Source organism: Hydrangea phyllody phytoplasma (assembly GCF_036985185.1).
Classification (GTDB): Bacteria; Bacillota_I; Bacilli_A; order Acholeplasmatales; family Acholeplasmataceae; genus Phytoplasma; species Phytoplasma asteris.
Map to the genome: position 1 here is coordinate 24,728 of NZ_BSDA01000004.1, position 25,603 is coordinate 50,330.

31 protein-coding genes and 1 pseudogene are annotated in these 25,603 nt (G+C 26.3%); 27 read left to right on the plus strand and 5 right to left on the minus strand.

Annotated elements, in window-relative coordinates; translation table 11 throughout:
• Positions 1-94: 94 nt before the first annotated feature.
• The 4 genes from AACP42_RS02125 to AACP42_RS02140 form a co-directional block, all read right to left on the minus strand.
• Positions 95-1,036 carry an IS3 family transposase gene (locus tag AACP42_RS02125; RefSeq protein ID WP_425342245.1) on the minus strand — a complete coding sequence of 314 codons (942 nt, stop codon included), beginning with the start codon at positions 1,034-1,036 and terminating at the stop codon, positions 95-97.
• A gap of 1,176 nt (positions 1,037-2,212) precedes the next feature.
• Entirely contained in the window at positions 2,213-2,665 is a 453-nt protein-coding gene (locus tag AACP42_RS02130) for a hypothetical protein (RefSeq protein ID WP_212775627.1), read from the minus strand.
• A gap of 169 nt (positions 2,666-2,834) precedes the next feature.
• Positions 2,835-3,305 carry a Panacea domain-containing protein gene (locus AACP42_RS02135; protein WP_212775626.1) on the minus strand — a complete coding sequence of 157 codons (471 nt, stop codon included), beginning with the start codon at positions 3,303-3,305 and terminating at the stop codon, positions 2,835-2,837.
• A 219-nt stretch (positions 3,306-3,524) separates the two neighbouring features.
• Positions 3,525-4,577 carry a DpnII family type II restriction endonuclease gene (locus tag AACP42_RS02140; protein ID WP_339332327.1) on the minus strand — a complete coding sequence of 351 codons (1,053 nt, stop codon included), beginning with the start codon at positions 4,575-4,577 and terminating at the stop codon, positions 3,525-3,527.
• A 209-nt stretch (positions 4,578-4,786) separates the two neighbouring features.
• Between AACP42_RS02140 and AACP42_RS02145 the strand changes: the two genes are divergently transcribed.
• From AACP42_RS02145 to AACP42_RS02155, 3 genes are all read left to right on the plus strand, one after another.
• Positions 4,787-5,416: a sigma-70 family RNA polymerase sigma factor gene (locus AACP42_RS02145; protein WP_339332563.1), complete on the plus strand. Its 630-nt coding sequence runs from the start codon at positions 4,787-4,789 to the stop codon at positions 5,414-5,416.
• A gap of 5 nt (positions 5,417-5,421) precedes the next feature.
• Positions 5,422-5,796 carry a DUF2963 domain-containing protein gene (locus AACP42_RS02150; RefSeq protein ID WP_212775634.1) on the plus strand — a complete coding sequence of 125 codons (375 nt, stop codon included), beginning with the start codon at positions 5,422-5,424 and terminating at the stop codon, positions 5,794-5,796.
• Positions 5,797-5,867: 71 nt separating this feature from the next.
• On the plus strand, positions 5,868-6,644 hold the full coding sequence (locus AACP42_RS02155; RefSeq protein WP_339332564.1) for a replicative DNA helicase: 777 nt from the start codon (positions 5,868-5,870) through the stop codon (positions 6,642-6,644).
• Positions 6,645-7,297: 653 nt separating this feature from the next.
• On the opposite strand, the gene AACP42_RS02160 is transcribed toward AACP42_RS02155, so the two are convergent.
• Positions 7,298-7,438 (minus strand): hypothetical protein, encoded by a 141-nt coding sequence (locus tag AACP42_RS02160; protein WP_339332565.1) that lies wholly within the window; start codon positions 7,436-7,438, stop codon positions 7,298-7,300.
• On the opposite strand from AACP42_RS02160, the pseudogene AACP42_RS02165 reads away from it, so the two are divergent.
• From AACP42_RS02165 to AACP42_RS02280, 24 genes and pseudogenes are all read left to right on the plus strand, one after another.
• Positions 7,439-7,702: pseudogene (locus tag AACP42_RS02165) on the plus strand (dTMP kinase); the annotation flags it as partial.
• Positions 7,703-7,721: 19 nt separating this feature from the next.
• Entirely contained in the window at positions 7,722-8,012 is a 291-nt protein-coding gene (locus AACP42_RS02170) for an HU family DNA-binding protein (protein ID WP_212775639.1), read from the plus strand.
• 15 nt (positions 8,013-8,027) lie between these two features.
• Positions 8,028-8,219: a hypothetical protein gene (locus AACP42_RS02175; RefSeq protein ID WP_212775640.1), complete on the plus strand. Its 192-nt coding sequence runs from the start codon at positions 8,028-8,030 to the stop codon at positions 8,217-8,219.
• A 15-nt stretch (positions 8,220-8,234) separates the two neighbouring features.
• Positions 8,235-8,675, plus strand: a complete 441-nt coding sequence (locus AACP42_RS02180) for a hypothetical protein (protein ID WP_339332282.1) — start codon at positions 8,235-8,237, stop codon at positions 8,673-8,675.
• A complete protein-coding gene (locus tag AACP42_RS02185; RefSeq protein WP_339332283.1) occupies positions 8,668-8,901 on the plus strand; it encodes a hypothetical protein in 234 nt (77 codons plus the stop codon). Before AACP42_RS02180 ends, AACP42_RS02185 begins: the two co-directional genes overlap by 8 nt.
• 17 nt (positions 8,902-8,918) lie before the next feature.
• Positions 8,919-9,239, plus strand: a complete 321-nt coding sequence (locus tag AACP42_RS02190; protein WP_212775623.1) for a hypothetical protein — start codon at positions 8,919-8,921, stop codon at positions 9,237-9,239.
• A gap of 2 nt (positions 9,240-9,241) precedes the next feature.
• Positions 9,242-9,862 (plus strand): hypothetical protein, encoded by a 621-nt coding sequence (locus tag AACP42_RS02195; RefSeq protein WP_339332284.1) that lies wholly within the window; start codon positions 9,242-9,244, stop codon positions 9,860-9,862.
• 54 nt (positions 9,863-9,916) lie between these two features.
• Positions 9,917-11,113 (plus strand): AAA family ATPase, encoded by a 1,197-nt coding sequence (locus AACP42_RS02200; RefSeq protein ID WP_249402835.1) that lies wholly within the window; start codon positions 9,917-9,919, stop codon positions 11,111-11,113.
• A gap of 2 nt (positions 11,114-11,115) precedes the next feature.
• Positions 11,116-12,153 carry a DNA double-strand break repair rad50 ATPase gene (locus AACP42_RS02205; RefSeq protein ID WP_339332286.1) on the plus strand — a complete coding sequence of 346 codons (1,038 nt, stop codon included), beginning with the start codon at positions 11,116-11,118 and terminating at the stop codon, positions 12,151-12,153.
• A 59-nt stretch (positions 12,154-12,212) separates the two neighbouring features.
• On the plus strand, positions 12,213-12,734 hold the full coding sequence (locus tag AACP42_RS02210; protein WP_339332287.1) for a hypothetical protein: 522 nt from the start codon (positions 12,213-12,215) through the stop codon (positions 12,732-12,734).
• A 121-nt stretch (positions 12,735-12,855) separates the two neighbouring features.
• Positions 12,856-13,665 (plus strand): hypothetical protein, encoded by an 810-nt coding sequence (locus AACP42_RS02215; RefSeq protein WP_339332566.1) that lies wholly within the window; start codon positions 12,856-12,858, stop codon positions 13,663-13,665.
• 25 nt (positions 13,666-13,690) lie between these two features.
• The gene (locus AACP42_RS02220; protein ID WP_339332567.1) at positions 13,691-13,963 is read left to right on the plus strand and encodes an SVM family protein; all 273 of its coding nucleotides are present in this window, start codon (positions 13,691-13,693) and stop codon (positions 13,961-13,963) included.
• Positions 13,964-14,243: 280 nt separating this feature from the next.
• On the plus strand, positions 14,244-14,729 hold the full coding sequence (locus AACP42_RS02225) for an SVM family protein (protein ID WP_339332290.1): 486 nt from the start codon (positions 14,244-14,246) through the stop codon (positions 14,727-14,729).
• A gap of 70 nt (positions 14,730-14,799) precedes the next feature.
• Positions 14,800-15,168 (plus strand): SVM family protein, encoded by a 369-nt coding sequence (locus AACP42_RS02230; RefSeq protein ID WP_121463809.1) that lies wholly within the window; start codon positions 14,800-14,802, stop codon positions 15,166-15,168.
• Between the two features lie 287 nt (positions 15,169-15,455).
• Positions 15,456-15,938, plus strand: a complete 483-nt coding sequence (locus AACP42_RS02235) for a Panacea domain-containing protein (protein WP_249402824.1) — start codon at positions 15,456-15,458, stop codon at positions 15,936-15,938.
• Between the two features lies 1 nt (position 15,939).
• A complete protein-coding gene (locus tag AACP42_RS02240; protein ID WP_249402823.1) occupies positions 15,940-16,215 on the plus strand; it encodes a hypothetical protein in 276 nt (91 codons plus the stop codon).
• Between the two features lie 273 nt (positions 16,216-16,488).
• Positions 16,489-17,634 carry a hypothetical protein gene (locus tag AACP42_RS02245; protein WP_339332568.1) on the plus strand — a complete coding sequence of 382 codons (1,146 nt, stop codon included), beginning with the start codon at positions 16,489-16,491 and terminating at the stop codon, positions 17,632-17,634.
• Positions 17,635-17,962: 328 nt separating this feature from the next.
• Positions 17,963-19,519 (plus strand): HsdM family class I SAM-dependent methyltransferase, encoded by a 1,557-nt coding sequence (locus AACP42_RS02250; protein ID WP_212775582.1) that lies wholly within the window; start codon positions 17,963-17,965, stop codon positions 19,517-19,519.
• A gap of 460 nt (positions 19,520-19,979) precedes the next feature.
• A complete protein-coding gene (locus tag AACP42_RS02255) occupies positions 19,980-20,255 on the plus strand; it encodes a hypothetical protein (RefSeq protein ID WP_212775581.1) in 276 nt (91 codons plus the stop codon).
• A gap of 409 nt (positions 20,256-20,664) precedes the next feature.
• Positions 20,665-21,729, plus strand: a complete 1,065-nt coding sequence (locus AACP42_RS02260; RefSeq protein WP_212775580.1) for a hypothetical protein — start codon at positions 20,665-20,667, stop codon at positions 21,727-21,729.
• The gene (locus tag AACP42_RS02265; protein WP_212775579.1) at positions 21,710-22,384 is read left to right on the plus strand and encodes a hypothetical protein; all 675 of its coding nucleotides are present in this window, start codon (positions 21,710-21,712) and stop codon (positions 22,382-22,384) included. Before AACP42_RS02260 ends, AACP42_RS02265 begins: the two co-directional genes overlap by 20 nt.
• 994 nt (positions 22,385-23,378) lie before the next feature.
• The gene (locus AACP42_RS02270; RefSeq protein WP_212775578.1) at positions 23,379-24,056 is read left to right on the plus strand and encodes a DNA methyltransferase; all 678 of its coding nucleotides are present in this window, start codon (positions 23,379-23,381) and stop codon (positions 24,054-24,056) included.
• Positions 23,939-24,487: a DNA methyltransferase gene (locus AACP42_RS02275; RefSeq protein ID WP_212775577.1), complete on the plus strand. Its 549-nt coding sequence runs from the start codon at positions 23,939-23,941 to the stop codon at positions 24,485-24,487. Before AACP42_RS02270 ends, AACP42_RS02275 begins: the two co-directional genes overlap by 118 nt.
• Positions 24,480-24,905 carry a hypothetical protein gene (locus AACP42_RS02280; protein WP_212775576.1) on the plus strand — a complete coding sequence of 142 codons (426 nt, stop codon included), beginning with the start codon at positions 24,480-24,482 and terminating at the stop codon, positions 24,903-24,905. The genes AACP42_RS02275 and AACP42_RS02280 overlap by 8 nt, the downstream gene beginning before the upstream one ends.
• The last annotated feature ends 698 nt before the right edge of the window (positions 24,906-25,603 follow it).

Sequence of the window (25,603 nt, forward strand, 5' to 3'; positions counted from 1 at the left end):
AATAATGCGGAATTTTTGATTTTTATAGAAAAAAATGTACAACAAAACAACCTTTTTCCAAAGGTTATAATTTTATATATCCATAATTAAATATTTATCTAAAAGTTTGAAAGTATTGCAAAGGAGATAAATTGTTTAATTTAGTTAATAACCATTTATTATTCCAAAAAGAAGGGAATTGGTTGATAATTTTTTTGATTTTACTTGGTGTTTTTTGGAATAAAAAGGGATGTTGGTTGGATAAAATACTTTTCATCTGGCCAAAAAGATTTTCAATGACAGCGTTATCACGTGGGGTTGCTTTACGAGACATACTAATTAAAAACCCTTTTTTAGTTAAAACTTTTTGTACTTTTAGAGATTGATAAACTTTACCTTGGTCAGAATGAATAATACAAGGGGTTTTTAAAGTAGGAATTTTTTTGATTGTATTTAAAATTAATTCTTTATTTTGTCGGTTTGAAGTGTGGGAGGCAATAATTTGATTATTAAAAGAATCAATAATACACGAAAAATAAATAAATCCTTGGGGAGTGGGAAAATAAGTAATATCGGTAAATAGTTTTTTCATGGGTTGGGAGGTAGTAAAGTTTTGATTAATTAAATTTGGGACTACTTTGAGGTTAGATTCTAAATTTTTATAATAATATTTATTTTTTTTAGGCCTTAACTTACAACAAATATTATTTTCTTTCATGATAAGATAAACTTTTTTCTTAGTAATAAATTCATTAAAAATTTCTTGGTATAAATCAGTAATTTTACGATGACCGTAAAAATATTCATGTTGTAAACATAAAGTTTGAATACGTTGTTGTTGCAAAAAATGTTTTGTTTCTTTTAATTTTAACTTTTTTTCAATTTTTAGCCAATAATAATAAGTACTTCGATTAATACGAATTGTTTTTAAAATGGTAGTTAAATTTAGGTCTTTTGCAAATTGTTTAACCAGTTTAAAAACTATTTTTTTATTAATAGTTTGAATGTGAGAAACCATATTTTGTAATAATTTTATTTTTTTCTTTAATTTTTGCATCATTAACCCCAATTATCTTAATATTTTTTATTCATTACAAAAATAATTATAACTAAAAAATGCATTAAAAATTAATTTTAAAATATATTTATTAAATTATCATATAATATGATTAGTATTCTAAGACGAGCGTAGCGAACTAGGCGGCCAGCCGAAGTGCACTACAATTAACTATTACCCTTGTCCTATGAAGTCCCCTTTAGGGGATTTAGGGGGTATTTTAATTTGACCGTTAAATTTTTTAATTTGACGGGCACATGGTTAGATAATATATTTTATCTAAACATTATATGTCATGATATAATATAATAAATTTATTATTTATAATTAAATATAAAAACCCTTGATAGGTTTTTATATTTAATTATTATCTTTAATATTAGGTTAAACCCGAATTAAGTATTATTTATCACAACCCAATTCAAAACAGCCTTGGAGGGCTTTTTGAATTGGTGTTTAGGTTTACCCACGGGTTTAACCTAATAAGAAAGATGTACACTATATATATAGGCCGAAAAAATGAAAAACTCACCTATAAAACGACATGGGTTTCATTTTTTTACACAATAATGCGGAGTTTTTAATTTTGGGTCGGTTATGCCATATAATAACAGGGTTAAATGGCAATATCGTCACCATAAACACTAGCGATTTTGTCTGGAAGAGACAAAAAAATGAAAAAAAGTTGTCAAAAAACGATCAAAAAAATCTCCCTTAAAAATAAAAAAATGACCCCTCATTTGAGGGGGTCTAAATTAGGTTAAAAAAATGATTCGTTTTAATTTATGTCAAAATTGGAAAAAATAAAAGTAAGTGTTTTCCTAGGGTTTTGAGGACTGCTTTTTCATTAAATTGAATTTAAAGGGGGCATAAATTAAGACTAGGGTTATTACCCTAATTGGATTTAACTCAAAGCGAGAGGGGCAAAATAATGCGTTTAAGAGGCATTTGGGATTTTGTAGCTTTCATTTTTTAACCACTTTTAGGTTCTGCTTAATCCGCCATTCTTTCGTTTGGTTGACCGACCGTATGACCTCACGGAATAATCAAGTCCGTGGCAGTTGGTTAGGCTGCTGTAATTAAGCGTGTATTTGCTCCCAATTTGTAATAATAGTTCCGTAGATGTCGTTTTTTCAATCTCGGAGTTGATATTAATAATATAAATATTTTTTTAATTCACTGTTTTTTTAAAATCTTTCTTAGCTTACGATGCTTATAAACTAATTTTTGAAATGTATCATAAGTTAAATTACTAATTTGCAAAAACTTATAAAGATGTTTCAAAGCAATTTGATTTAAATTTTTGTTAGATTCACAAAAATTATATTGATGAAAAGGATCATATAAAAAAACATTAAAATACCAAATATCTTGTTGTTTAATAAAATAACCAATAACTCGTTGACATTTATCAATACTTATTTTAAAAATATTTTGTTCAGAAAGAAGATCTTTAATATCGTTTGTTAAATTACAAAATTTTTTTATTTTACTTAAAGGTTCTTTTAACAATTTACAATGTTTGGTTTTTTTAATTTCATCAAACGTTTTGTTATTAAAAAATTTTAAAAGTTTATTTTTTAATTTATCAAAATCTAAACAAAAACATTTGTTAACAAAATATATCATTTGGATTTTTTCAATATTTTCTTGAATTGCTTTGATTTTTATTATAATTTAAATTGCATTGCCCTTTTTAGAATAATATTTTAAAATAACTTCATTCGTAATAGAATTTAAATTCCAATCTTTTGAGATAAAACAATTACACCATGGTGATAGATCTTTATGAGTTAATTTAACTAAAAAACTTGAAGTTCGGCTTCCATATCGCTTTAATATATGATTTATTATTTTTTTTTTGTTCAGAAGTAAAACAATCTTCTTTAAAATTTTCTTTTATTTGATCACTTTTTTGAAATCCAGAAGTATAAGATAAAGTTTTTAAATATAACTTTGGGGAAACAGGACCATACTCCCATGCTTCGAAATCATTAGGAAATAATTCTTTTTTATAATCTACATAATACTTACAATAAACTAAAAAAACCAACTTTTGAAGTTTCATTTTAGTATAATCACTTTTATTTTGATAATTAATAATATATTGTGCTACATCTAGGATATCAATTTGAATTTGTTTTTGCATTGCTTGCCCCTTTTTATAATAATTTTGCATATTGGTATTATAACACAATTGTTTAATTAACCCTAATTCTTTTTTTAATTTATTAAGTTGCTTCAATAGTTTTTTAATTTGATATTTCATTTCATTCTCCTTACTTTATTTTTTGATGAAATTTTTTTGTTGTAATCAATTTTTTGGGTATTAAATAAAAAAAGGTTCCTCTTAAAGGAACCTTTTTATGGTATTAAATGTGTTTGGTGTTTTTTAAAAATAGTTTTATTCAATTACAAAATATAATTATAATGTTTGTTGTAAAAATTAATCTTAATGGGTGTGTGTTTAATTTATTAGATCGATGAGTTAAAAAATACAATTTTGTTTTATTTTTTTTAAAAATTCTTGAAAACGATGGATATTGAATAAAACATTGGTTTCCGTTAAGGTTTTTTCCAACAAAGATGCGTTTTTTTTCAAACCTGGACCTTCTATCACATAAATAAATTGAATATTTTTGAATTTATTGATAGTTTTACTAAATTCTACCAAACGTTTTAATTCGCTATTAATTTTGGAGCCTGAAGTGTTAAAAAAACTACATTCTAAAAGATAATTTATATTATTATGTTTAAAAACAAAATCCACTCTTTTTGTTTCTTTTAATTCAACACCTTTTAAAATGTCTGTTAAAAGAACTTCTTCTTGAAAATTGAAATTATTTGTTTTTAAAAGAGTTTTGATTAAATTAGGCAACAAAACTCCTGATTTATTTTTTCTTGAGTTAGAATCCAACCCCACCAAAACCCCAAAAATATAATCTTTAATATTTTGATTAAAATTTGAATTTACAAAAACATTAGTTAGAAGTTTTGATTCTTTAATAAAATTAATGACAACTTCTTTATCTTGGTGGTCAAAAGTAATTTCTTGGTTTTGGTTGTTAAAATAAATAAATTTTTCGTTTTTCGCAAAACGATTGTTAGCTAATAATATTGGCAAAAATTCAAAAGTATTTGATAATTCTTGCCATTGCAATTCAAATTTATCATAAAATTCTTGCTCAGTTTTGGATTTAAGTTTATTCCATTTTTTAATAATTTCTTCATTTTGGTTTATAAAATGATTAACTTTTCCCCACGAAACATAATCCTTTAAAAAATAAGATGTAGATTTTAACTCTTTGAAAAACAATAAATTATTTATTTGTTTAATTTGGTCATCTCTTAATGTAAAATTCGTAATAATTGTTTCGTAGGTGTTATTTTTCCGATTGCAGCTTTGGGAATTGATAAAACGATTAACAGGAATTCTTATAAAATTAAAATCTTTGTATAAGTGGTTAATTAATTGGGTGTCATGATTAGTTAAAACCCATTTAACTCCTCTTAAATGAGCTGCTTTTAAAGATTCAAACAATTCTTTTTGGTTTGTTTGATTAAAAGGGGATGCATTATAGCTGTTAAAAGTTTGAGTATCTGAATCATATGAGGTGTTCCAAAACTTTGGACAACTTTTTACTTTTTAAAAATTTTTTAAGACTAACTTAATAGTTAGTCTTTTTTTCTTTTCAAGACTAAAAAAATAATTTCTTATCTTTTCTAAAAATATTTTTAGAAAGGAATAAAATGTTAAGACAAAAATTATTTAAAGATTTTTTAAAAAATAAAAACAATTTAGCAATTCGCGATCAATTAATCGAGTTTCATTATCCCTTGGTAAAAAAAATAGCTAACAAATTCAAATATTTCCCTAAAGTACTTCAAAGAGAAGATTTATACCAAGAAGGAATTTTAGGTCTAATCAAAGCTTTAAATAATTACCAAGATTTAGGATGTGATTTTATTGTCTATGCTACCCCAACAATTAAAGGTAAAATCACAGAACTTATTAGAGGTCTACAAGCTACTTCTACTTCCATACATGTTTTTCGGAAAGAAAAACAAGTAAGTAATATTCCTTTTGAAGAAACACAACCTCAAACTATTAATATCAACAATCTAAACCCTCATCAAATTTGGTTAAACCAAGTTAATCACGAATTGTTTATTGAAAAAATCAAATCCAATTTAAATAAACAAGAATTCGAGATTATTAGATTAAGTTTTGGGATTCCTTTAAAAATCCAAAACCAATACCCTCAAATTGAGTATTCCAACAAAGACATAGGTAAAATGTTGAATTTATCTTCAAGGCAAGTAGAAACCACCAAAAGCAAAGCAATTAATAAATTAAAAAAAATAATAAAAAGGAAATAAATAATATGAATTATCAAAAAAATACAACTACTTATTATAATGTTGATGGTAAAAAAATTTGTGGTATTCACGAACATGCCCTTGATACAGGGAATTTTATTAAAACAACCTGGTACAATTCTGACGGTACAATTGACTTCACCACCGAGTTCGACCCCCAAACAGAGAATAGAACCAAAGATACCGTATACAATTCTGATGGTAAAACAATCAGCTACATCAGAGAGTACGACCCCCAAACAGGTAAGCAAATCAAGCATACCTTATACAACTCTGACGGTACAAAGGTAATCAACGAGTACGACCCCCGAACAGGTAAGCAAATCAAGAAGACCTGGTACAATTATGACGGAACAATTAAAATGGTACAAACTTTTTAATTAATATAGAAACTAAACCCCTTTTTTAAGGGGTATTTTTTATACCCAAATTAAAAAAAGGAGTTAGAAAGATGATTGAAGCAGAACGTGCTTTGTTGGGGGTTTTACTTTTAAACCCCGAAACAATTTCTTTAGTTTTTAATGAAATTACAGAAACTGACTTTTACAGTCCTCATCATAAAAATATTTTTAAAGCCATGAAAATATTACATCAAAATAATAAAGAAATTGATTATTCTTCAGTAAGTGCTATTTTAGAAAATGAAAAATTATTAAAACAAATAGGAGGAATTAATTATTTAAATGAATTATCTGATTTGATGCCTTCTCCTCGGCACTTAGAAACATACATTGATTTAATTAAAGAAACATCTTTAAAAAGAGAAATTGGCGGTATTATTGCTAAATTATCCCAAATTGCAAGAAGCAAAATAGCTCCACAAGAGATTTTAGAATTAATAGAAACAAATACTGCAAAATTAAGAAAAAAACTCACTCCCAAGTTTAAAGATTTAAAAAGTTGTGTTTCTAAAGTAATCAAAGACATTTTGGAAAACCACAATAAAAATAACTTAGTTGGAGTTAAAACAGGATTTAATAATATAGATGATTTAATTGGAGGTTTTAAACCAGGACAATTAAATATTTTAGCCGCAAGAACAGGAATGGGGAAAACTGCTTTTATGTTAAATTTGGCTATCAATATTGCTAAAGTTTTTCAAAATATTCCTAAAAAACATAATATTTTGATTTTTAGTTTAGAAATGACATCTGAAGAACTAATTAAACGTTTAAGGGCGCGAATAAACGCAACCTTTCAGCAACCTAGCCAATTGCCACGGACTTGATTATTCCGTGAGGTCATGCGGTCGGTCAACCAAACGAAAGAATGGTGGATTACAGCAGACCGTAAAAGCGAGGTGAGGTGAAATAACTAGCCAAGATGCTTTCGCAAGACTAAGATAGTCATGGAAAAGGTGCAAATCCCTAATCGCGGAAATTATCGTAATTTAAGAACTTCAAGGGCAAGTTATTGAAACCCTGGAATGAAGGTAAGATATGAAGATATGATTTAAGTCTTTATATATAATCACATGTCGCTTTAAGTAGCACCCTTCATGATATCGTTGACGGAAACAAAGTGTTCTAGTCTAGCCACAAGCTTTAACAACGAAAGCGAACCTAAAACTATCAGGCATAATGATGTCGGAAATTCGAGATTCCTAAAAACCATACCAAACAGAGGAAATTAAAATGCCTCTGGGTTCAAGGAAAAAGAGACTTTTAGTAGTCGGAGGAATTAAAACTTGGTTTGGAATAACCAAGATAATTGCCCTCACACGGAGCCTAGGAAAGCTAGGTACAAGGCGAAGAAGTTAGATTCACAGGATTATTCAGTTCGGGAGAAAGGAGGTTGATGCAAATGCAACCAACTGAAGCAGATAAAACTTCTAAGCTTTCAAACTTACTGAATAGGATTCAGAAAAAAACATCTGAATAATCAATCAACTAAATAGTGATATTTAGAAGACCCTAGAAATAGGCTGTGAATGGGAAAGCCGTATGCTTGGAAACTTGCTTGTACGGTTTGGAGCGGGGCTGCACGTAAATAACCAACACGCGTGTAATCTATCGCTATCATTTAACTTTCTATCTAGATATTGACCCCCAAACAAAATTACACCGAAAACAAACCCAATCAAATCATAAATTAGACTTAATCGAACAAAAACCACTAATTTATTTTGAAAATGTTCGTCAAAATTATTTAAATCAAAATAAATACTGTAATGATGTAAATTGTAAACACCAAAATTGCAAGTATTTTTTAATTAATGCAACCAACTCACAAAAAGATAATTTAACCCAAATAATTAAAACTTTAATTAATAAAAAAATATTATAAAAAAGGAGACAACAAAACAATGACTAAGAAAGAATTAATCAAAGAAGTTGCAAAGCAACTAAAAACTTCAGTTGCCAAAACCGAAGAATTTTACAATTCATTTGAAAATACCTTAATTGAATCAATCACATCCAACGAAGAGGTAGTTTTATCACCTCAACTCGGCAAGTTCGTCCTCAAATCCCGCAATGCACGCGCGGGACGAAACCCCCAAACAGGTAAGAGAATCAAAATCCCTTCAAAAACTGTGGTAACTTTCAAATTATCAAAAAACCTCAAAGATAAAGTCAAAACCCTTAAATTAGAATAAAAAGGAGATAAAAACATGAGTGATCGAATGACAGAAGTATACCGTGGGACTTATTTCAAAGACTGTAGCAAACCAATAACCAAGAAAAAAATTAACAAACATGCCCGCCCAAAAGGCAAATGGCTTAATTTAGACCACCCCAGAAAAACTTTTAAAAACAAAAAGAAATCGTTTAAAAAACGAATTAAAATTCTTAAAAATTATTAAGAAAGGTAAAAAAATATGTGGTTATTTTCAATAGTTACAACAATTAGCAATTTTATTCTAAATTATACCAAAGGATTTAGCACTACCGAAATACTTGAACGAAGAATGGATGGAATCCAAACAACAATTTTCACTATTCTTATTGTTTCTGGGTTCAAACCTATTTTTAAATTAATTACAAACACTTTAATTTTCATCAAAGATATAATTTTGGCTATCTTTTTCCCCAACAAAAAACTACAAAACTTAGAAATCCAAAATGCCAGACAAGAATATTTAGAGCAAAAATTATTACAAAAAATAGATAAAATCAATGAAACCCAAGAAAAACTCCAATCCCAAATAGAAGTACAAAAAGTCAAAGTTGCTAATTGGAAAGAGAAAAAAAGAAGAAAAAAACAACTTAAATCAAAAAACACCAATTCAATTATAAACAAGGAGGAAGAAAATGAATGATCTAAATTTCGCAATCGGTTTTATAGTTGGCGCTCTATTTACAACTGCTTTAATGTTTATCATTAAAAAAATATTTTTTAATTTTGTACCATTGCCAGAAATCAATCAAAAAAATGAAACACAAAAAGAAAGTAAACCCAAAAAATCATTTTCAATTATTCCAAATCCAAATAACGAATCAAAAGAAAAAAACAATTTAGAAAGTAACAAAGAAATAAATAATTAATACAAAGGAGAAAAAACATGATCAAAAAAATAATAAAAACCAAAAAAACAAATAAAAAATCAACCGAATTAAAAAATAAAAAAGTAATAAATTCAAAATCAAGTCCACCAAGCAAAACAATGGTAGTAAAAGTACCAACCACCCCAGAAAAACAACCAACTCAAACAACTTCCAATAACAACAAAGGCAATTTATTAAAAACATTTCAATATTTAACTATCGTTTTATATTTTATTTTACATGTCAACGTTATTTATTACCAAAACCAAATCCCTTGGTTAACCACAGGTATAAATAATTTAATTGATATCATTAAATCAACCTTAGGAGGTAAATAATCATGAAAAAAACAAACCAAAATCAAAATAACAAAATTATAATTGTCCTGACAATTTTAATTTGTTCTTGTTTTGCAATTAGTTCTTGCGTGGCTCTTAATAATTATTTCTCACGCCAAAGACAAGAAAACATTAAATTAATGAGTAAAAATGATGCCCCTTTATTTGAAGTAAATAGAGTAAGCGGTAATAATGAAGATAAAACCCTTATCCCTTTACCTATGCCTAATTTAAATCCAAATAAATTTCATCACACAGTTACTATCAATCATCAAGCCATTTTGAAAACAAATGGATTTGACATTAGTGTTCCTTTATATCTAAAAATAACTCCAAAATATGACACTCATAACACTTTTTTAAATCCTGAACCACTCTTTAACTTAGAAGTTAAAAATAACAACACACTCTATGATGACACCAATCGCAAACAAATGGTTATCGATAATGATGGCAAATGCAATATCAATATTCAAATTAAATTAGAACAAAACGACTTTGTTCAAGCAACAAATCCACAATTAACCTTAGTTCTTGACTATGAATTAGTGGATAAAAATGGAAACACATTTAACGGTAGTGGCACCACTCTAAAAAACAAAATTACAAATTTAGCTGAATAAAAAAATAAGACTAAGTTAAGAAAACTTAGTCTTATTTTAGAAAGGAAATAAATTATGAAAAACAAAAAACAAACTTCCACCCAACCACTTTTCTTAAAAACAATGACAATAATCATTTTGTTTCTTTTATTTTGGTTAGCAACTTATGTCTGGATTCATCACCAAACTTTAAGTCAAACCGAAAAAGAAATTATTTCTTTTAAAAAAAAATTAGAAGCCACCCAAACTTTAAGTGAAGAAGAAAAAAATATATTAAAGCAAGAATTACAACAAGCAGAAACCAAAAAGAAAGAACAAACTGAAGAAATTGATAATAATTCTTCAACAAACCCAAAACAATTAAAAGCAGAAGGAGTTGTTTTTCAACCTGCTGACTCTCAAAAATTTATAGGTTTTGACAAATTAATTGGGTTTAAAGAAGAATTAAAAGCAGTTCAAGGATTTATTGATTATTTAAAAAACCCTGAAAACTACCAAGGTATTGGCGAAGTAGAATCACCGTTGGGAATTTTAATGTATGGTTGTCCAGGAACAGGTAAAACATTATTAGCAAGAGCACTTGCCAAAGAAACCAATTTACCATTCTTTGAAGTTAATAGTTCCCTTTTTTCCCAAAAGTATAAAGGGGTAGCGCCGCAAATGGTAAAAGATTTATTCACTGATGCAAGAATTGCTGCAGAAGAGTGTAATGGTGCTATCATCTTTTTAGATGAATGTGAAACTATTTTCACTGATTTAAGTATGTTAGAAGCAGGTTCAGAAATCGCAAATGTTGTAAACCAATTCAAAATGGAAATGACTTCCCAGGATAATAATCCTGAAAAACCAATTTTCATTATCGGGGCAACAAACCAATACCATCTGATTGATGAAGCGATTAAATCCCGTTTTGCCTACAATATCGAATTAAAACCAGGAAATAAAACTGAACGACAACAAATGCTAGAATTCTTAATTAAGAAAAGAAAAAATCCTTACAGTGAAGAAACAAAACAGTATTTATTTGAAGTTATTAACGAAGCTTTAGAAAACTTACCACAAAATAAACAATTCTTAAAAGCTAATCGTACCTTAGAAAACTTATTAAAAACTACTGTTAGTATTTTTGCCAAAAACCGTGGTAAAGGTGAAAACAAAAGAAATGAAATTAACAAAGAAGATTTAAAACAGGCTTATCAATTGATTATTTCACCAGATACTACTTTATTAGACCAAATTGAAAATCAATTAAAACCAAAAGGAGGTGAATAAATATGATATCACCATTAGACGTTCTGAAAGGTTTTATTAACTTAAAATCTTATTTAACGTGGTTTTTGATTGCTACCACTGTTTTTGGCCTTTTTTGTTTCATCAAAAACAAATTTTCTCACAATCAAAACACCACAACCCTAAAAAGTTATTTAATTTCCTTTTTAATTATTCTTGCCTTATTCAGTTTTCTTTACTTATCTTTCTTTCATAAAACTGAACCATCAAGTAAATATACAGGTCAATTAATTGGCAAAATTGGTGAAGCAATTAAAAAATACGATGAAACCATTAATAATTATCATGGTTTAAAAAAAGATTGGGAAAAAGAATTAGAAAAATGTGAAAAAGAACTCAAAGACCTTTACGAACAAAAAGAAATAACCCAAGAAGCCAAAGATAAAATCAAAGAGTTATTGGATAACAATGAAACAAAAATTAAAGAAATAAAAGAAAAATTAAGTGAAAATACCGAAAATATCACTATCTTAAAAGGGAAATTAATTCAATTAGAAAAAGAAAAAGAAGCCAAAGAAAAAGAAATTAAACAAAAACAAGAAGAACAAAATTTAGCTTCTCCTGATGATAAGATTAGATTACAAGCTGAAATATCTAAATTAAAAGACGAAAGACTTGAAATAGTCAGACAAATTTCAGATGTCAAAAGGGAAATCGCCGACTTAGAAGCTGACCAAAAAATGTACGAAGAAATGTTATCTAACGCCAACTTATTAAAAGAAAGTTTAACGCGTGATTTCCAAAAGTTAACATCAGACGAACAACAACTTTTAACCGATATCAAAAACGAGGAACAACGTAAAGCTGAAATTCAAAAAGAAATCGATAAAATTGATGACAAATTAAAAACTATCGGAAAAGAAAAAGAACAATTAGAAATTTTACGCCAAGGTGCAATTGCATCTAAAACTGCCTTAGATGATTATGATAAAAAACACGAATTTAGTTTTGGTAACCTTGCCGACGCACTCTTTAAAGGCGCCGATTTATATCTGGATTCTTTTGGGGGCGCGGTTATCTAAAAGCAGTAGCAGGTGGAATTCCTGAAAAAACCGCTGGAACTATTGCCAAAGCGGGTTTAGTGGTCCATGAAACTCATCGAATAATTGATATGGCAAAAGATTTGTTCCACAATGAAGACGGAACACCTAAAATGATGTCAAAAGAAACTTATGACTCTATTTGTTCTCATATTGATCGCGAAAAAACCAAACTTGCCGAAGACTACAACGCCCATGTAAAGAAACGAGAAGAATATAAAGCGTCCCAACAACCTGAAAATTTACAAAAAGAAACTATAAAATTACAAGAAGGAAACAGGCAAATCCAAGAAGGCGAAAAGAATGCAAAAAAAACAGCATTGGCAGATATCAACGAATTTTCCAAAATCACAAAAGAATTAACACGTGCACACAACGCAACTAAACCAGGAAATTTAGTTTATAAACAAACCGATTTAGAACAACAACTAGAACAAAAAAACGAAGAAATCGAAAACGCAAAAGAAGAATTAAAACAAAAAAATCCTAGTTATGCTCGCGCTCAACAACGCTCAAAAGAAAAACGATATGCTAAATTTTATCAACCAATTATTAATAAATAATCATTAAATTTAACATATAACTTTTTATTACACATTTTAAAATATAAAATTATATAATAGTGATGTATTCATATTTCAATATTTGATAATTATCACTATTATCGGAAAGGAAATGAAATTTATGAATAATAATAATAATTTTTTTCAAAAACATTTAATAACTATTAGTGTTATCGCTTTTTTAGCAATTGTTGTTCTAATTGGTATTTTTCAAAAAAAGACGATATTAAAAAAAGAGGCACCAAAGGGTAAATTGCCACCATTAGGACAAAAATCAGACCAAACACCATCATTACATTCAAGTCGCCCCGAAACTGAGCCTTCAAAACTTAAATTTAAAACAACTCAATCTCATTTCGACAAAATTAAAGCTTATGTTCTTTCAGAAACCGATGACAAATCTTTATTACCCAAAAACCTTTCCCCAGAAGAAGAATCAGAAATCGAAAACGCAAAAGAAAAATTCATTAATAGTTTAAAAAATATGAAACAACAAAACAACCCACAGATCAATGAATACCAACAAAAATGTGATAATTATAATCATGAAATTAAACAAATTCAAGATAAATTCCCTTCATTAGAACAACAAAAAACCAAGTTAGAACAAGACTTAGAAGCTAAAGAAAAAGCAATTAAACAAAAACAAGAAGAAGAAAAAACAGCATCGAAAGATGATAAAACTAGATTGCAAGCTGAAATATCTAAATTAAAAGACGAAAGACTTGAAATAGTCAGACAAATTTCAGATGTCCAAAGGGAAATCGTCGACTTAGAAGCTGACCAAAAAATGTACGAAGAAATGTTATCTAACGCCAACTTATTAAAAGAAAGTTTAATTCGAGATCGCAACTATTTATCAGAAGAATTTAAAGGCTTAACTATCTCTGTTCTCCAATCCCACTACGACATCACCTCAGCTGAGGGATAAAAAAATTAAAGGAGATTATTTATCAATGTTTAAATTAAAAAAACATTTACTTTTATTTAAAATAGTTTTGTTTTTGGTTTTGGGATTATTATTTGTTATTAACAACAATAATAATCAAGTTATGGCGATGGAAAATAGTAAAACTATACAAGAACAAAAGGAAGAAAGAATAAGAAAAAATCACGAATTAATTCAAAATAAAATCATTATTATAAACGAAAATCTTGAAAAAAGAGAACAATTAGAAAAACAAATAGAAGAATTAAAATCACAACCAAAAAAACAAAAAAACAAATAAAGAAATAGCCAATTTGGAGAAAGAGATTATAAATTGTACACACTTTATTGGTTTTCATAGCAATCAAATTAAAATGATAAGAAGATATGGTTTATTATAAGCTAATTTAATAGAAAATAAACTTGAAGGTACCCGAAGGGTTAAAAACAAGGTTTATTTGAAGGATTGAATAGAGATTATTTACAAGAAACCAAATCAACCCCCTTATTATCCTCCCTCAACTCCCACTACGACTTCACCTCAGCTGAGGGATAAAAAAATTAAAGGAGATTATTTATCAATGTTTAAATTAAAAAAACATTTACTTTTATTTAAAATAGTTTTATTCATTTGTTTAGGATTATTTTTAATTACTAATAATAATCAAGTCATGGCAATGGATGATAATAGTTCTTCGTCGCAAAATAATAATTACATTTTAAATAATTCTTGTGATTTTTTTTTAGAAACGCAATCAGTTTTTATTAATGAACGAAATTGGCAACTCGCTGAAACATGGAAAAATGTAGTTTTAAAGATTCAAAATATGAATAAAAATATAAATCCAGAATCCTATCAAAAATTATTTTCATTATCCATGAAATTAGGTTCGTTAATTCAAATTACAGAACAACAAGGCAAATTAATTTATGAATTAAAAGAAATTAGAAAAAAAATTATAACCTCAATAAACATAAGACAAAATCCACAAGATTTATTAAAACAAGAAGAAGAAAAACGCGTTAAATTCCATGACTTAGATAAACAATTTTTTTCAATTAAATAAATATTATAAATAATAATTTTACAAAAAAAAGCAATTAGAAGAATAAATAAATAAGGAGTTATAAGTTAAAATGATGCAAATAAAAAATAAATTACATCTTTTACCATTATTTTTAATGAGTTTTTTAGGATTATTCGCTTTCATCAATATTAATCCAGTTATGGCAACGGATCCAAAACTTCCAGAAACTAGTAGCAGGCAACCTGTTAATCAGAACTTTACTATTGAAGAAAACATAATTAATTTAAAACAGAAAATTTATGATAATGCAACCAAAATAACAAACATAGATAAAGAATTACAAGGAAGTATCACTGATAATCAAAAAGAAAATCTCTTAAAATTAAAAGAAAATTACAAACAATTAATTGATAATCAAAAAGAACAATTAAAAACTTATAAAAACCTTTTAAACAATTTAAATGATGAAAATAACTAAAAATATTATCAACATAAAAATTATCTTTTTTATAAAAAACCCCTTTCCAAAAGGGGTTTTTTTATTTAACCATACTTACTTATCCAAATAACAAGACTTCTTTAAACAAGAGTCTTTTTTTTATACCCAAATTCATCCAAATCAAACAAAAAGAGCAAAAAACCAAAAAAAGAAGGAGCAAATCAAAAAAAAAGAATAATCAAAAACCAAAAAAATTAATTAAACAATTAAAAATCATCAAAAAATATGTTAAAATATACAATATAAAAAATAGGAAGGGAATAAATATGAAAACATCCATCATCCCCAACAAAAACCAAATTAACGTTTTTGATGTTGCACTTTACATTGTTGAAAATAATCCTCATCCAACTACTAAAATGAAACTAAATAAAATGATTTATTACGCTCACGCAAAACATTTAGTGCAAACTAAAAAACCTCTTGTAAAAGAACAAATTCAAGCTTGGATTTATGGTCCTGTTTTTCCTGAATTGTGCGCACAACTAAAAGAATTTACTTATAAACCGTTAAATCCCGATTCTTTATCAATGGGAGATGCAACTAAAATAAATGCCGCTCAAAAACAAATCCTTGATGATATTATTTCATTATACGGCAACAAAGAAGCCAATTTTTTATCTCAACAAACTCACGAAGAAGACCCATGGGAAAATACATATTATATCAATTCCGATTGGTCTAAAAACATTATTAAAAACAAAGATATTTTAGAATATTTTTCTAAAAACACTAAACACATTTGTTAATATGGAACAAACAGTTAATAATCTTTTTCGTTATCGATTCGATCAAAATTTAACAGATATTTCAAGTTTTAAAACAATAAAAGGTTTTAAAGAAGTTTTAGAAAAAGTTATCGCACCTTTAAATAAATATATTGAGTATACATGGCATCAAATCAAAAAATCGCATAATAAAGGTCCTAGATATCATGTAGTCCAACCTAGAACCCTTTCTCGAAAAGGGTTTGCTCGTGCCGTTAACCTTTCTGAAGATGAACCTATTTTTTCAAATATCTCTTAATTTGCAAGAACGCGTTTATGGTATAACTGTTGGTAAATATTTTGTTATTATCGCCTATGATCCAAACCATAAAGGAAATACAAAGAAAAAATAAATTATTGCATTAATATAAAATTCAAAATACAATTAAATTTTAATAGACTCTCTCTATGAGAGTCTTTTTTTTATCCCTTTTTACCATTTGTCAGGCAAAAAAAATTAAAAAAGAATTAGGAGGTTATTAAATAATGTCTAAAGTAATTAAAATTCCCTGTATCTAAAAAATTAATAATTATGTTATTAATTATTAATTTCAATTTTGTCCTTTCCATCAATGCTCATTCTTCTTTTTTTCATAATCAAAACGAAACCAAAATTAAATTAGCGGATTACCAAACCCTCCAACAAGAATGGTTAGCGACCCAACCCAAAATGAAAAGATATGACATTCCTGTTTTATCCAAAGAAAGTATCCCTGAAATCCTAAAATATTTCAACATTGAAATTGATAATCGTGATTTGCTAAAACCTACCTACAATCCTTATGCCAATACTTACTTCTGGTGGTTCCTAAAAGATCCGCCAGAAGGACTCATGGGTGTCTATTTTAAACCCCGCTCTAATCCCTTTAATATTAAATATCCTTCTTTTGATAATAAATACACTTTAGAAGATCTCTTAAAATACGAAATCGCTATCGAAGAAGCTTTCGTATTTTGGGATGCTCAACAAAAAACTCAGGAAGAAAAGTGCAATGTGCAATTAATCAACATCAATCTCTTTGTTGATCAAAGTAAAGAAGAAGCGATTAATAATTACTTAATCCAACAGAAAATCATCCAAAAACCCAAACTAATTAAATTAGGTTTTTATAACCCCACTCCTAACACTGGTTTGGTTGTTCCTTTCCCTTTAGGTGGATTTCTAAGTTTTGAATTTGAGGCTATTTATTTCGATGATGGAATCCGCCTCCTCCCCCAACTAACTTATACCATTGAAGATTTGCTGAAATTATCAAATGGTGCTAAAAATGTTTATCTTTTCACTTTTAGCACCCAAAAAAGAATTAAAAGCATCGAATTACCTGATGCTATTGATCCTTACCAAGCCATTCGAACATGGAAAAGAGATAATAATTTATTTGATTATGAAGGTGAATTTATACGCCAAACTGATAGCATGAAAGTGGTATTGTCAGCATTTACAAATAGAAAAGAGACTATATCGTGTGAACTTCTCCAACTTAAAAATATTTTTGAAACCGAAAAGGAAAAATTTATTATTTCTTGTAAAGATGAAAAAGTAAAATTGCGTATTTTCAATAATTATAGTTCTGAATATATTAATTGGTTAAGGCAATGTTACATTAAACCTGGCAGTTATTATACAGGCGACGAAGTCCGAGATAAATTTGGACGTTTTTTGCCAAACCATTTATGATGAAAATGGTAACACCCATTATTATCAATATGTTGAGGGATTTTTCTTTGATAATTGGTATATTGACGGCAATGAATGCGCTCGCACATATTACCATTTTTTAGATACTACACCACCACCCAAAAAACCTCAAGGAATAAATATTAATTGGTATTAAGACCTTATAATGAAGGTCTTTTTTCATTTTGGGGGTTTTTTGTTAAAATCAAAAAAATATTAAGATAATTGGTGTTAATGATGCAAAAATTAAATTATTTCTAAACTAAACTCCCTCTATGAAATCACACCAACTGAGGGATAAATAAAAATAAGGAGTTATAAGTTAAAATTGAACCAAACTATGATGCAATTTTTAAGAAGAAAGAAGGGTAAAAAAATGTTATCTTTTTATTCAAATATTACTGAACGCGCTATAGAAAATAAAGTTTTCAAAAAATTAGAATTATTAGGATATATTACAGAAATGAATAATCCTAATCAAGATGTTTTTACCCAAAAACCCAAATCTCATGAAGAATTTAAAAAATTAAAAAATCACAAACCAGATTTTATTATTTATGATAACAACACTCCTATCGCTATTATTGAAACTAAAAAACCAAACTCAAATTTAAAATTAGCAGAAAAACAAGCAGAAGCTTATGCTAAAAATTTAAATGTTAAAATTATTTTTACTTTTGATGGATACCGTTTATTTTCTAAACACCTCACTTATAACCAAGAATTGAAATATGGTAATACTCCTTTAAAAGATTTTGTTAATAAAAAAACTTTAAAGGAATTTATTAATAATTATAAAATTGATTTTAATTTTGGTAAAAAAATCCATTCAGAAAATAGTTTTATTAAAGAACTAAAGAATATAGAAGATTTACTTTGGACTACAGGTTTAAGAAAAGGCGATGAAAGATTTACCGAATTTTGTAAAATTTTATTTCTACGATTAATTGAAGAAAAAGAACCTCATACTAGTTGGAATTCTATTGTCAACAGTCATGATGATAAACAAAAAATTCACATCATAAATGGCCATTTAAAAGATTTAAATCAAAAATATAAAATGGGTAAATACGGAGAAGCTTTAAAATTAAACCCTGAATATCATTATCATGTAGTCAGTGAAATTATTACTAGATTGAATCAAATTGATTTTAAAAATACTTCTTTAGATGTTAAAGGAAATGCCTTTGAATTTTTTTTAGGATATCGCGGTACTAGTGATGATTTAGCACAATATTTTACTCCTCGTAATATTATTCGTTTTATGTGTGATTTAACTGAACCCAAACCAGGAGAAAAAATATATGACCCTTTTTGTGGTTCAGGCGGCATTTTAATTAATGCTTTTGAATATATCAAAAAACAAATTGATCCTCAAGATGATGAACAATTAAAAATACTGAAAAAAGATTCTATTTACGGAACTGATATTAATAATATTGCTTATGTAGCGAAGATGAATATGATTTTAGTAGGCGACGGACATGCCAATATTACCCAACAACAAGATGGTTCATTAATTAATAAAAGAACAGCCCATTATGATATTGTCATGACTAATATTCCTTTTAATCTTTCCATTAATCGCTACAAAAACAATGTTCATGCTTTATATGATGTTTTTAGTGAGAATGGTAATGCTATTTGTGTTCAACATTGTCTAGACTCATTAAAGAAAAATTCCTCTCCGCGAGCATGTATTATTGTTCCTGAACAATTTATTTTTCATAAATCTTTCAAAGAAACCAGAAAATATATTATTGAACAATATGATGTTAAAATCTTTTCTTTGCCCCAAGGAGTATTTGAACCATATACAAATGTTAAAACATGTATTCTTTATTTAGAATATAAAGGTCAAAAAAGGGAATTTAGAATTTATTGATATTCAAAATGTTGGTTTTACTTTAGATAAAAACAAAACACCCATAGAAAAAAATGATTTATCTGATTATTTAAAAAATCCTCATCATCCCAATTATAAAAAGTTTAATTATGATGAAATAGCTACCAATGATTTTTCATTTAAACCCCAAATAATTCAAAAAGAAGGTCTTTTATTAAGTGATCTTTTTACTTTTTCGAGAACTAAAATTAATTTAGATCCTGAAAAAAAATATTTCCAAATAACAGTTCAAAGCAACGGTCAAGGAATTATTCCGAGATGGCAAAAAAAATCCCAAGGAAATATCTTTATCAAAGGAAAAAATATAAAATCTAACCGCAATATCATTACAGACGAACAATTTTGTTATTCTCAAATTGATGCTCGTAATGGTGCTTTTGGCAAAATTCCTTCTCATTTAAAAGGAGCTATTTATTCAAATACTTTTTGTTGTTTTAAATTGAAAGATCAGTTTAAAAATTTAGACTTAGATTTTTTAACAGCTATCCTTACTTCTTCTCAAATGAAATCTTATTTTGAAGGACAAAGTTTAGGGACAACTAATCGTCGATCTATCAAATTAGAAAAATTTTTAGCAACTAAAATTCCTTATTCAACACTAACATTAAAAGCTCTTAACGAAAAATATAAAAAAATATCCCAAAAAATAAAACCTTTAGAGAAACAAGTAAACGTCTTTAAAAAAGAATTAGAAAAGATTGTGAATGAACTTTAAACAATAAACCTTCTTAAAAAGAATTTATTGTTGTTTTTTTAATAAAACCCGATAAAACAGTTTTTTTAACAATCAAGGCTTAAAAAAATAAAGTTATGTTAATAAAACAGAAACTTATTATTAATCAAAAAAACTAGGAGTTAAAATAAATGAAAAATAATTCCAAACAAATTATAAAATAACACTAAATCAACTCTAAAAAAATAATAATCATAAAAAATGTGTTAAAATATATAATGAAAAAGAATAGAAATAAAATAAATATGTAAATATGAACTAAATCACAATAAAATACAATACTTAAATTATTATACTTATAATAATGAATTAAAAAAAAATTCTTCTTGTGTTATTGTTAGTTATTTTTATTGGAAAAAAACAATTAAAAAAAGAAAGATAGGTTTTTCAAATGACAAATAAAATTCAATTCGGTCAATTTTTTACTAAAAAACAAAATTGGTTCACAAAACCATTAGAAGAATTTATTTTTGATAATTTAAAAGAAAATCATATTATCTTAGATCCCTTCGCTGGCGAAGGGGATATTTTAAATTTTTTAAAATATTATTTTAAAAATAAAATTAATAATTTAAATTTTATAGGGTATGACATTGATAAGAAATTTGTTAAATATAAAATGAATGATTCTTTAAAAAATATACCTTATGAAAAAAAACATAAATATTTTATATCAACAAATCCTCCGTATTTAGCAAAGAATAGTTGTTATCGTAAAAAATATACACAAACTTATAAAGACTATTTTAAAACATCTAATTTTGCTGATCTTTATTTATTAGCTTTAAGTAAGATGATATCCACAAATCAACCAGGTTTTGCAATTGTCCCAGAAACTTTTATTAATTCAAAATTTGATAAAACCAATGTTAACAGAATTATTATCATTGAACCCAATCCTTTTGAAGATACTACCGTACCTATTTGTATTGTTTGTTTTAATGGCACCAAATTAGAAAAACAAATTATTTATAAAAATGACGATAAAATTGGTTCTTTACAAGAATTAAAAAAATTAAAAATTTTTGTTAAAGAAAAAAGTGAGTTTTTAAAAAAATTACGATTTAACGATGTTAATGGATTTATTGCGTTGTTGGGTGTAGATTCCACAAATCCTGAAAAAAAAATTAAATTCATTCATAAAAATAAATTAAAATATAATATTTCAAATATAAAAACTTCGTCTCGTGCGATTACTATAGTTAACAGTGAAGAATTTAAATATTTAGATGATTCAAAAATTGAAAAAATAATTATTAACGCAAATCAAATTTTAAATACATTTAGAACACAAACTAAGGATGTTTTGTTGTCTCCATTCAAAGGAAATAACAAAGATAATCAACGTAGACGTAGGTTAGATTTTCATTTAGCTAGAAATATTTTAACAAAGGCTTTTATTGATTGTTGTAATAATATAAATGAGGATAGTATTTATGAAAAAGATAAATTATAAAACAAAATATAAAGAACAATTAAAACAAAATTTGGAAAATTTCAATATTAAAGATAAAAAAACTTTAAATAAAATTAAAAAATTTTGTGAAAAATTTAATTTTATTCAAGAAGAAGTAGAAACATCAATTAAACATAATAATTTTTTAAAAGCTTGGTTTATTTTAGAACCTTTAAAACAAAACTTTTATGAAAAAGTATTTGCTGAATTTTTAAAAAATGATATAAATAATATATCCGAAGTGTGTAAACCTAAAAGTATTTTTATAAAAAAACAAGAAATAGTTCAAAAAAAAGAAATAAATCAGTATATCTCATCAAAAGGTAAGTCAATTGATTTTTCTTTTAAATATAAAGATTTAGAAATTATTTTTTATGTTTTTCACAAATATACCAAAGAATCTGGCGGCTCGCAAGATAATCAAAAAAATGATGTAAAAATATCTATTGAAAAAGCCAAAACTGACACCCAAAAATATAATAAAAATATAATGATTTTATTCATTTGTGATGGCGATTATTATAGTGAATATAAAATGAAAGAATTAAAAAAAGTAGCAAATCAACAAAATCTTAAAGTTCTGAGTTCCAACGAACTACAATTTTTTTTGGATCAATTTTATTCACAAATAAAAAACAAAAACTTTTTAAATTAAAAATAAGTTTGAAATAAAAAAACAAAAATGTTAAACTAATTTAATTGAATTTGGTTTTTATTAATATTATTTGCTAAATTTAATTTAATTGTCAAAAAAATAATTATGATAAAATAAATATAATTAATGCCTTTAATTTGAAGGTTTTTTTATATTCAAATTTTAATTAAAAAAAGAAATAACAATTTAATAAAAAATATTCTTTTAAAGATAAAAAAGAATTAGAAATAAAAAATAAATATAGTTTTAGAAAAAAATTGTAAATAATTCTATAATTTTAAATTTTATTTTTATATTATAAGACCTTCAAAATTGAAGGTCTTTTTTTTATATTCAAATGAACCCTTATGCTTTCAGTTTTTCTTTTGTTTATGAACAATAATAATAAAATTTATTAAGGAGTTAAAATAACAAATCACAAAGTTTATTAACCAAAATAATTCTTTTATAATTACTATTCCATATCATAAAAACGAAGAACAAACAAATAAAAGACATATTTATCAGATTTGCTATTTACCGAAAGACATTTTTAAAATAAGCAAACTAAATATTTGGAAAAAAAAGAAAAAAGATTATTTTTTAATTAACAATAAAGGAGTAGAATTTAAAATTGCACCTAGTATGAGTTGGCAAATATGGTGGACTATTCCTTTAAAATTAATTCAAGAAAAAAGTGAAATTTTAAAAGTTTAATCTTTATCAATCCAGTCAAACAATACATTACCCTTTATACGAAGAAATTTAATACTAAAAATGATGAAGAATCATCAAAATAAAGAGCAATAGAATAAAATAATATTAAGACCGACTTTTAAGTTGGTCTTTTTAATTAATTTAAATGAAATGTGATATTTTCTTAAATAAACAATCAAAATTTTTTTTAACAATTTTGATATAAATTTAAACGAATCATTTTTTAAACTAATATAATTCAAATCAGAAATAGAAACAAACTATGATACAACATTTAAGAAGAAAGAAGGGTAAAAAAATGAAAAATATGACTTCTTTTGATGCATTTTTCAGTATCAAAAAAATCAAAGGAATAGATTTTATGTTAAATTATTTCCAAGTTCATAAAGGTACTATCAAACGTTGGGAAAAACAAAAATCTGTTCCTAAAAATTATGATACAGACTTAAAAAAAATAATTACTCAACTTGAAATTGAATATCCACATATCGATATAGTAAAATTTCAAAATAATATTTTAACAAATAAAACGAATTTTATTGATAAAATTGATTCTTTTTCTCATATTATTTTAGGCGATGTTTGTGAGTTTTTACCACAACTTCAAAATATTAAATTCAATATTGTTATCGCTGACCCACCTTATAATATTGGTAAAAATTTTGGTAATAACCGCGATTTGTTAGAAATAGATGGGTATTTAAAATGGTCTTTGGATTGGATTCAACAATGCCTTAAATTATTGACTCCAGATGGTATTTTTTATATGTATGGTTATCCCGAAATTTTAGCTCGGGTTGCGGCTCAATTTCCTTACGAAAAACAAAGAATTTTAGCTTGGCATTATACTAATAAAACATGCCTTCTTGTAATTTTTGGCAACGTTCTTATGAATCAATTTTATGTCTTTGGAATAACAAAAAACCTGAAATTAATATCGATCAAATTAGAGAACCTTATACCTCCAATTTTTTGAAGTGTGATGGAAAAAAAAGAATTGGTACTTTAGGACGTTTTGGTAATTCTGAAACTTTGTATCGCGTAAACGAAAAAGGAGCTCTCCCACGTGATATCATTAAAGTTCCCGCTTTAGCAGGTGGTGCAGGATTAAAAGAACGGTTCTTTTTATGTAAAACTTGTGATTGTAAAATTTTTAATTCTAAAGAACTAAAAAATCATCAAAAACCTCATCAAACTATTATTCATCCTACTCAAAAACCCCAAATGTTAACTACTAAATTAATTGATTCAGTGATTATGAAAAATCAAAAAGGTAATGTTTTAATTCCTTTTGCTGGTTCAGGTTCAGAATGTTTAGTTGCTAAAAAGAAAAATCTAAATTATATTGGTATTGAAATAAACCCTGATTATGTGATGTTAATTAAGGAAGTATTAAAAAGTGTATAAATTAAACCAAACTATGGTAAATCATTTTAAAAAATATTTAGAAAAATATCATGAACTTTTTGATTGTGGTAGATGCAGTAGTTGGCAGTTAGAAGAATTAATTGTTAAAAGTATTAAAAAAGATCTTTCAAATACTGATGTTGTTAAATGGAGTGGTAATAATCATAAAATAGATTGTGATATTTTAATTAATAATAAAATACAGCTACAAATTAAATCAGGTAAAATAGATAAATCAGGAATAAATTTAATTCTTTCTGGTTATCGATTGGGAAGATTTAAAGAGAATTTAGAACAAATCACAAAGTTTATTAACCAAAATAATTCTTTTACAATTACTATTCCATATCATAAAAACGAAGAACAAACAGATAAAAGGCATATTTATCAGATTTGCTATTTACCGAAAGACATTTGAAAAATAAGCAAACTAAATATTTGGGAAAAAAGAAAAAAAGATTATTTTTTAATTAACAATAAAGGAGTAGAATTTAAAATTGCACCTAGTATGAGTTGGCAAATATGGTGGACTATTCCTTTAAAATTAATTCAAGAAAAAATTGAAATTTTAAAAGTTTAATCTTTATCAATCCAGTCAAACAATACATTGCCCTTTATACGAATAAATTTAATACTAAAAATGATGAAGAATCATCAAAATAAAGAGCAATAGGATAAAATAATATTAAGACCAACTTTTAAGTTGGTCTTTTTAATTAATTTAAATGAAATGTGATATCTTCTTAAATAAACAATCAAAAATTTTTTTACAATTTTGGCATAAATTTAAAAGAATCATTTTTTAAACTAATTTAGACCCCCTCATTTGAGGGGTCATTTTTTTACTTTTAGGACTATTTTTTTTGACTACTTTTTTTGGTTTTTTTGTCTCTTCCCATCAAATTCGCTAGTGTTTATGGTAAGCAATTTGCCCTTTAACCCTGTTATTATCTGGCATAACCGACCTAAAATCAAAAACTCCGCATAATCTCGTAAAAAATTTAATCCATGTCGTTTTATAGGTGAGTTTTTCGTTTTTTCGGCCTATATATATAGTGTAGGGATAAAATATTTAAAAAAAATATCTTTTGAAACTAGCAAATTATGAAAAAACAT

Coding starts and splice junctions, on each gene's coding strand:
- AACP42_RS02125 (WP_425342245.1), bottom strand. CDS start 1,036: ATGCAAAAATTAAAGAAAAAAATAAAATTATTACAAAATATGGTTTCT.
- AACP42_RS02130 (WP_212775627.1), bottom strand. CDS start 2,665: ATGATATATTTTGTTAACAAATGTTTTTGTTTAGATTTTGATAAATTA.
- AACP42_RS02135 (WP_212775626.1), bottom strand. CDS start 3,305: ATGAAATATCAAATTAAAAAACTATTGAAGCAACTTAATAAATTAAAA.
- AACP42_RS02145 (WP_339332563.1), top strand. CDS start 4,787: ATGTTAAGACAAAAATTATTTAAAGATTTTTTAAAAAATAAAAACAAT.
- AACP42_RS02150 (WP_212775634.1), top strand. CDS start 5,422: ATGAATTATCAAAAAAATACAACTACTTATTATAATGTTGATGGTAAA.
- AACP42_RS02155 (WP_339332564.1), top strand. CDS start 5,868: ATGATTGAAGCAGAACGTGCTTTGTTGGGGGTTTTACTTTTAAACCCC.
- AACP42_RS02160 (WP_339332565.1), bottom strand. CDS start 7,438: ATGATAGCGATAGATTACACGCGTGTTGGTTATTTACGTGCAGCCCCG.
- AACP42_RS02170 (WP_212775639.1), top strand. CDS start 7,722: ATGACTAAGAAAGAATTAATCAAAGAAGTTGCAAAGCAACTAAAAACT.
- AACP42_RS02175 (WP_212775640.1), top strand. CDS start 8,028: ATGAGTGATCGAATGACAGAAGTATACCGTGGGACTTATTTCAAAGAC.
- AACP42_RS02180 (WP_339332282.1), top strand. CDS start 8,235: ATGTGGTTATTTTCAATAGTTACAACAATTAGCAATTTTATTCTAAAT.
- AACP42_RS02185 (WP_339332283.1), top strand. CDS start 8,668: ATGAATGATCTAAATTTCGCAATCGGTTTTATAGTTGGCGCTCTATTT.
- AACP42_RS02190 (WP_212775623.1), top strand. CDS start 8,919: ATGATCAAAAAAATAATAAAAACCAAAAAAACAAATAAAAAATCAACC.
- AACP42_RS02195 (WP_339332284.1), top strand. CDS start 9,242: ATGAAAAAAACAAACCAAAATCAAAATAACAAAATTATAATTGTCCTG.
- AACP42_RS02200 (WP_249402835.1), top strand. CDS start 9,917: ATGAAAAACAAAAAACAAACTTCCACCCAACCACTTTTCTTAAAAACA.
- AACP42_RS02205 (WP_339332286.1), top strand. CDS start 11,116: ATGATATCACCATTAGACGTTCTGAAAGGTTTTATTAACTTAAAATCT.
- AACP42_RS02215 (WP_339332566.1), top strand. CDS start 12,856: ATGAATAATAATAATAATTTTTTTCAAAAACATTTAATAACTATTAGT.
- AACP42_RS02220 (WP_339332567.1), top strand. CDS start 13,691: ATGTTTAAATTAAAAAAACATTTACTTTTATTTAAAATAGTTTTGTTT.
- AACP42_RS02225 (WP_339332290.1), top strand. CDS start 14,244: ATGTTTAAATTAAAAAAACATTTACTTTTATTTAAAATAGTTTTATTC.
- AACP42_RS02230 (WP_121463809.1), top strand. CDS start 14,800: ATGATGCAAATAAAAAATAAATTACATCTTTTACCATTATTTTTAATG.
- AACP42_RS02235 (WP_249402824.1), top strand. CDS start 15,456: ATGAAAACATCCATCATCCCCAACAAAAACCAAATTAACGTTTTTGAT.
- AACP42_RS02240 (WP_249402823.1), top strand. CDS start 15,940: ATGGAACAAACAGTTAATAATCTTTTTCGTTATCGATTCGATCAAAAT.
- AACP42_RS02245 (WP_339332568.1), top strand. CDS start 16,489: ATGTTATTAATTATTAATTTCAATTTTGTCCTTTCCATCAATGCTCAT.
- AACP42_RS02260 (WP_212775580.1), top strand. CDS start 20,665: ATGACAAATAAAATTCAATTCGGTCAATTTTTTACTAAAAAACAAAAT.
- AACP42_RS02265 (WP_212775579.1), top strand. CDS start 21,710: ATGAAAAAGATAAATTATAAAACAAAATATAAAGAACAATTAAAACAA.
- AACP42_RS02270 (WP_212775578.1), top strand. CDS start 23,379: ATGAAAAATATGACTTCTTTTGATGCATTTTTCAGTATCAAAAAAATC.
- AACP42_RS02275 (WP_212775577.1), top strand. CDS start 23,939: ATGCCTTCTTGTAATTTTTGGCAACGTTCTTATGAATCAATTTTATGT.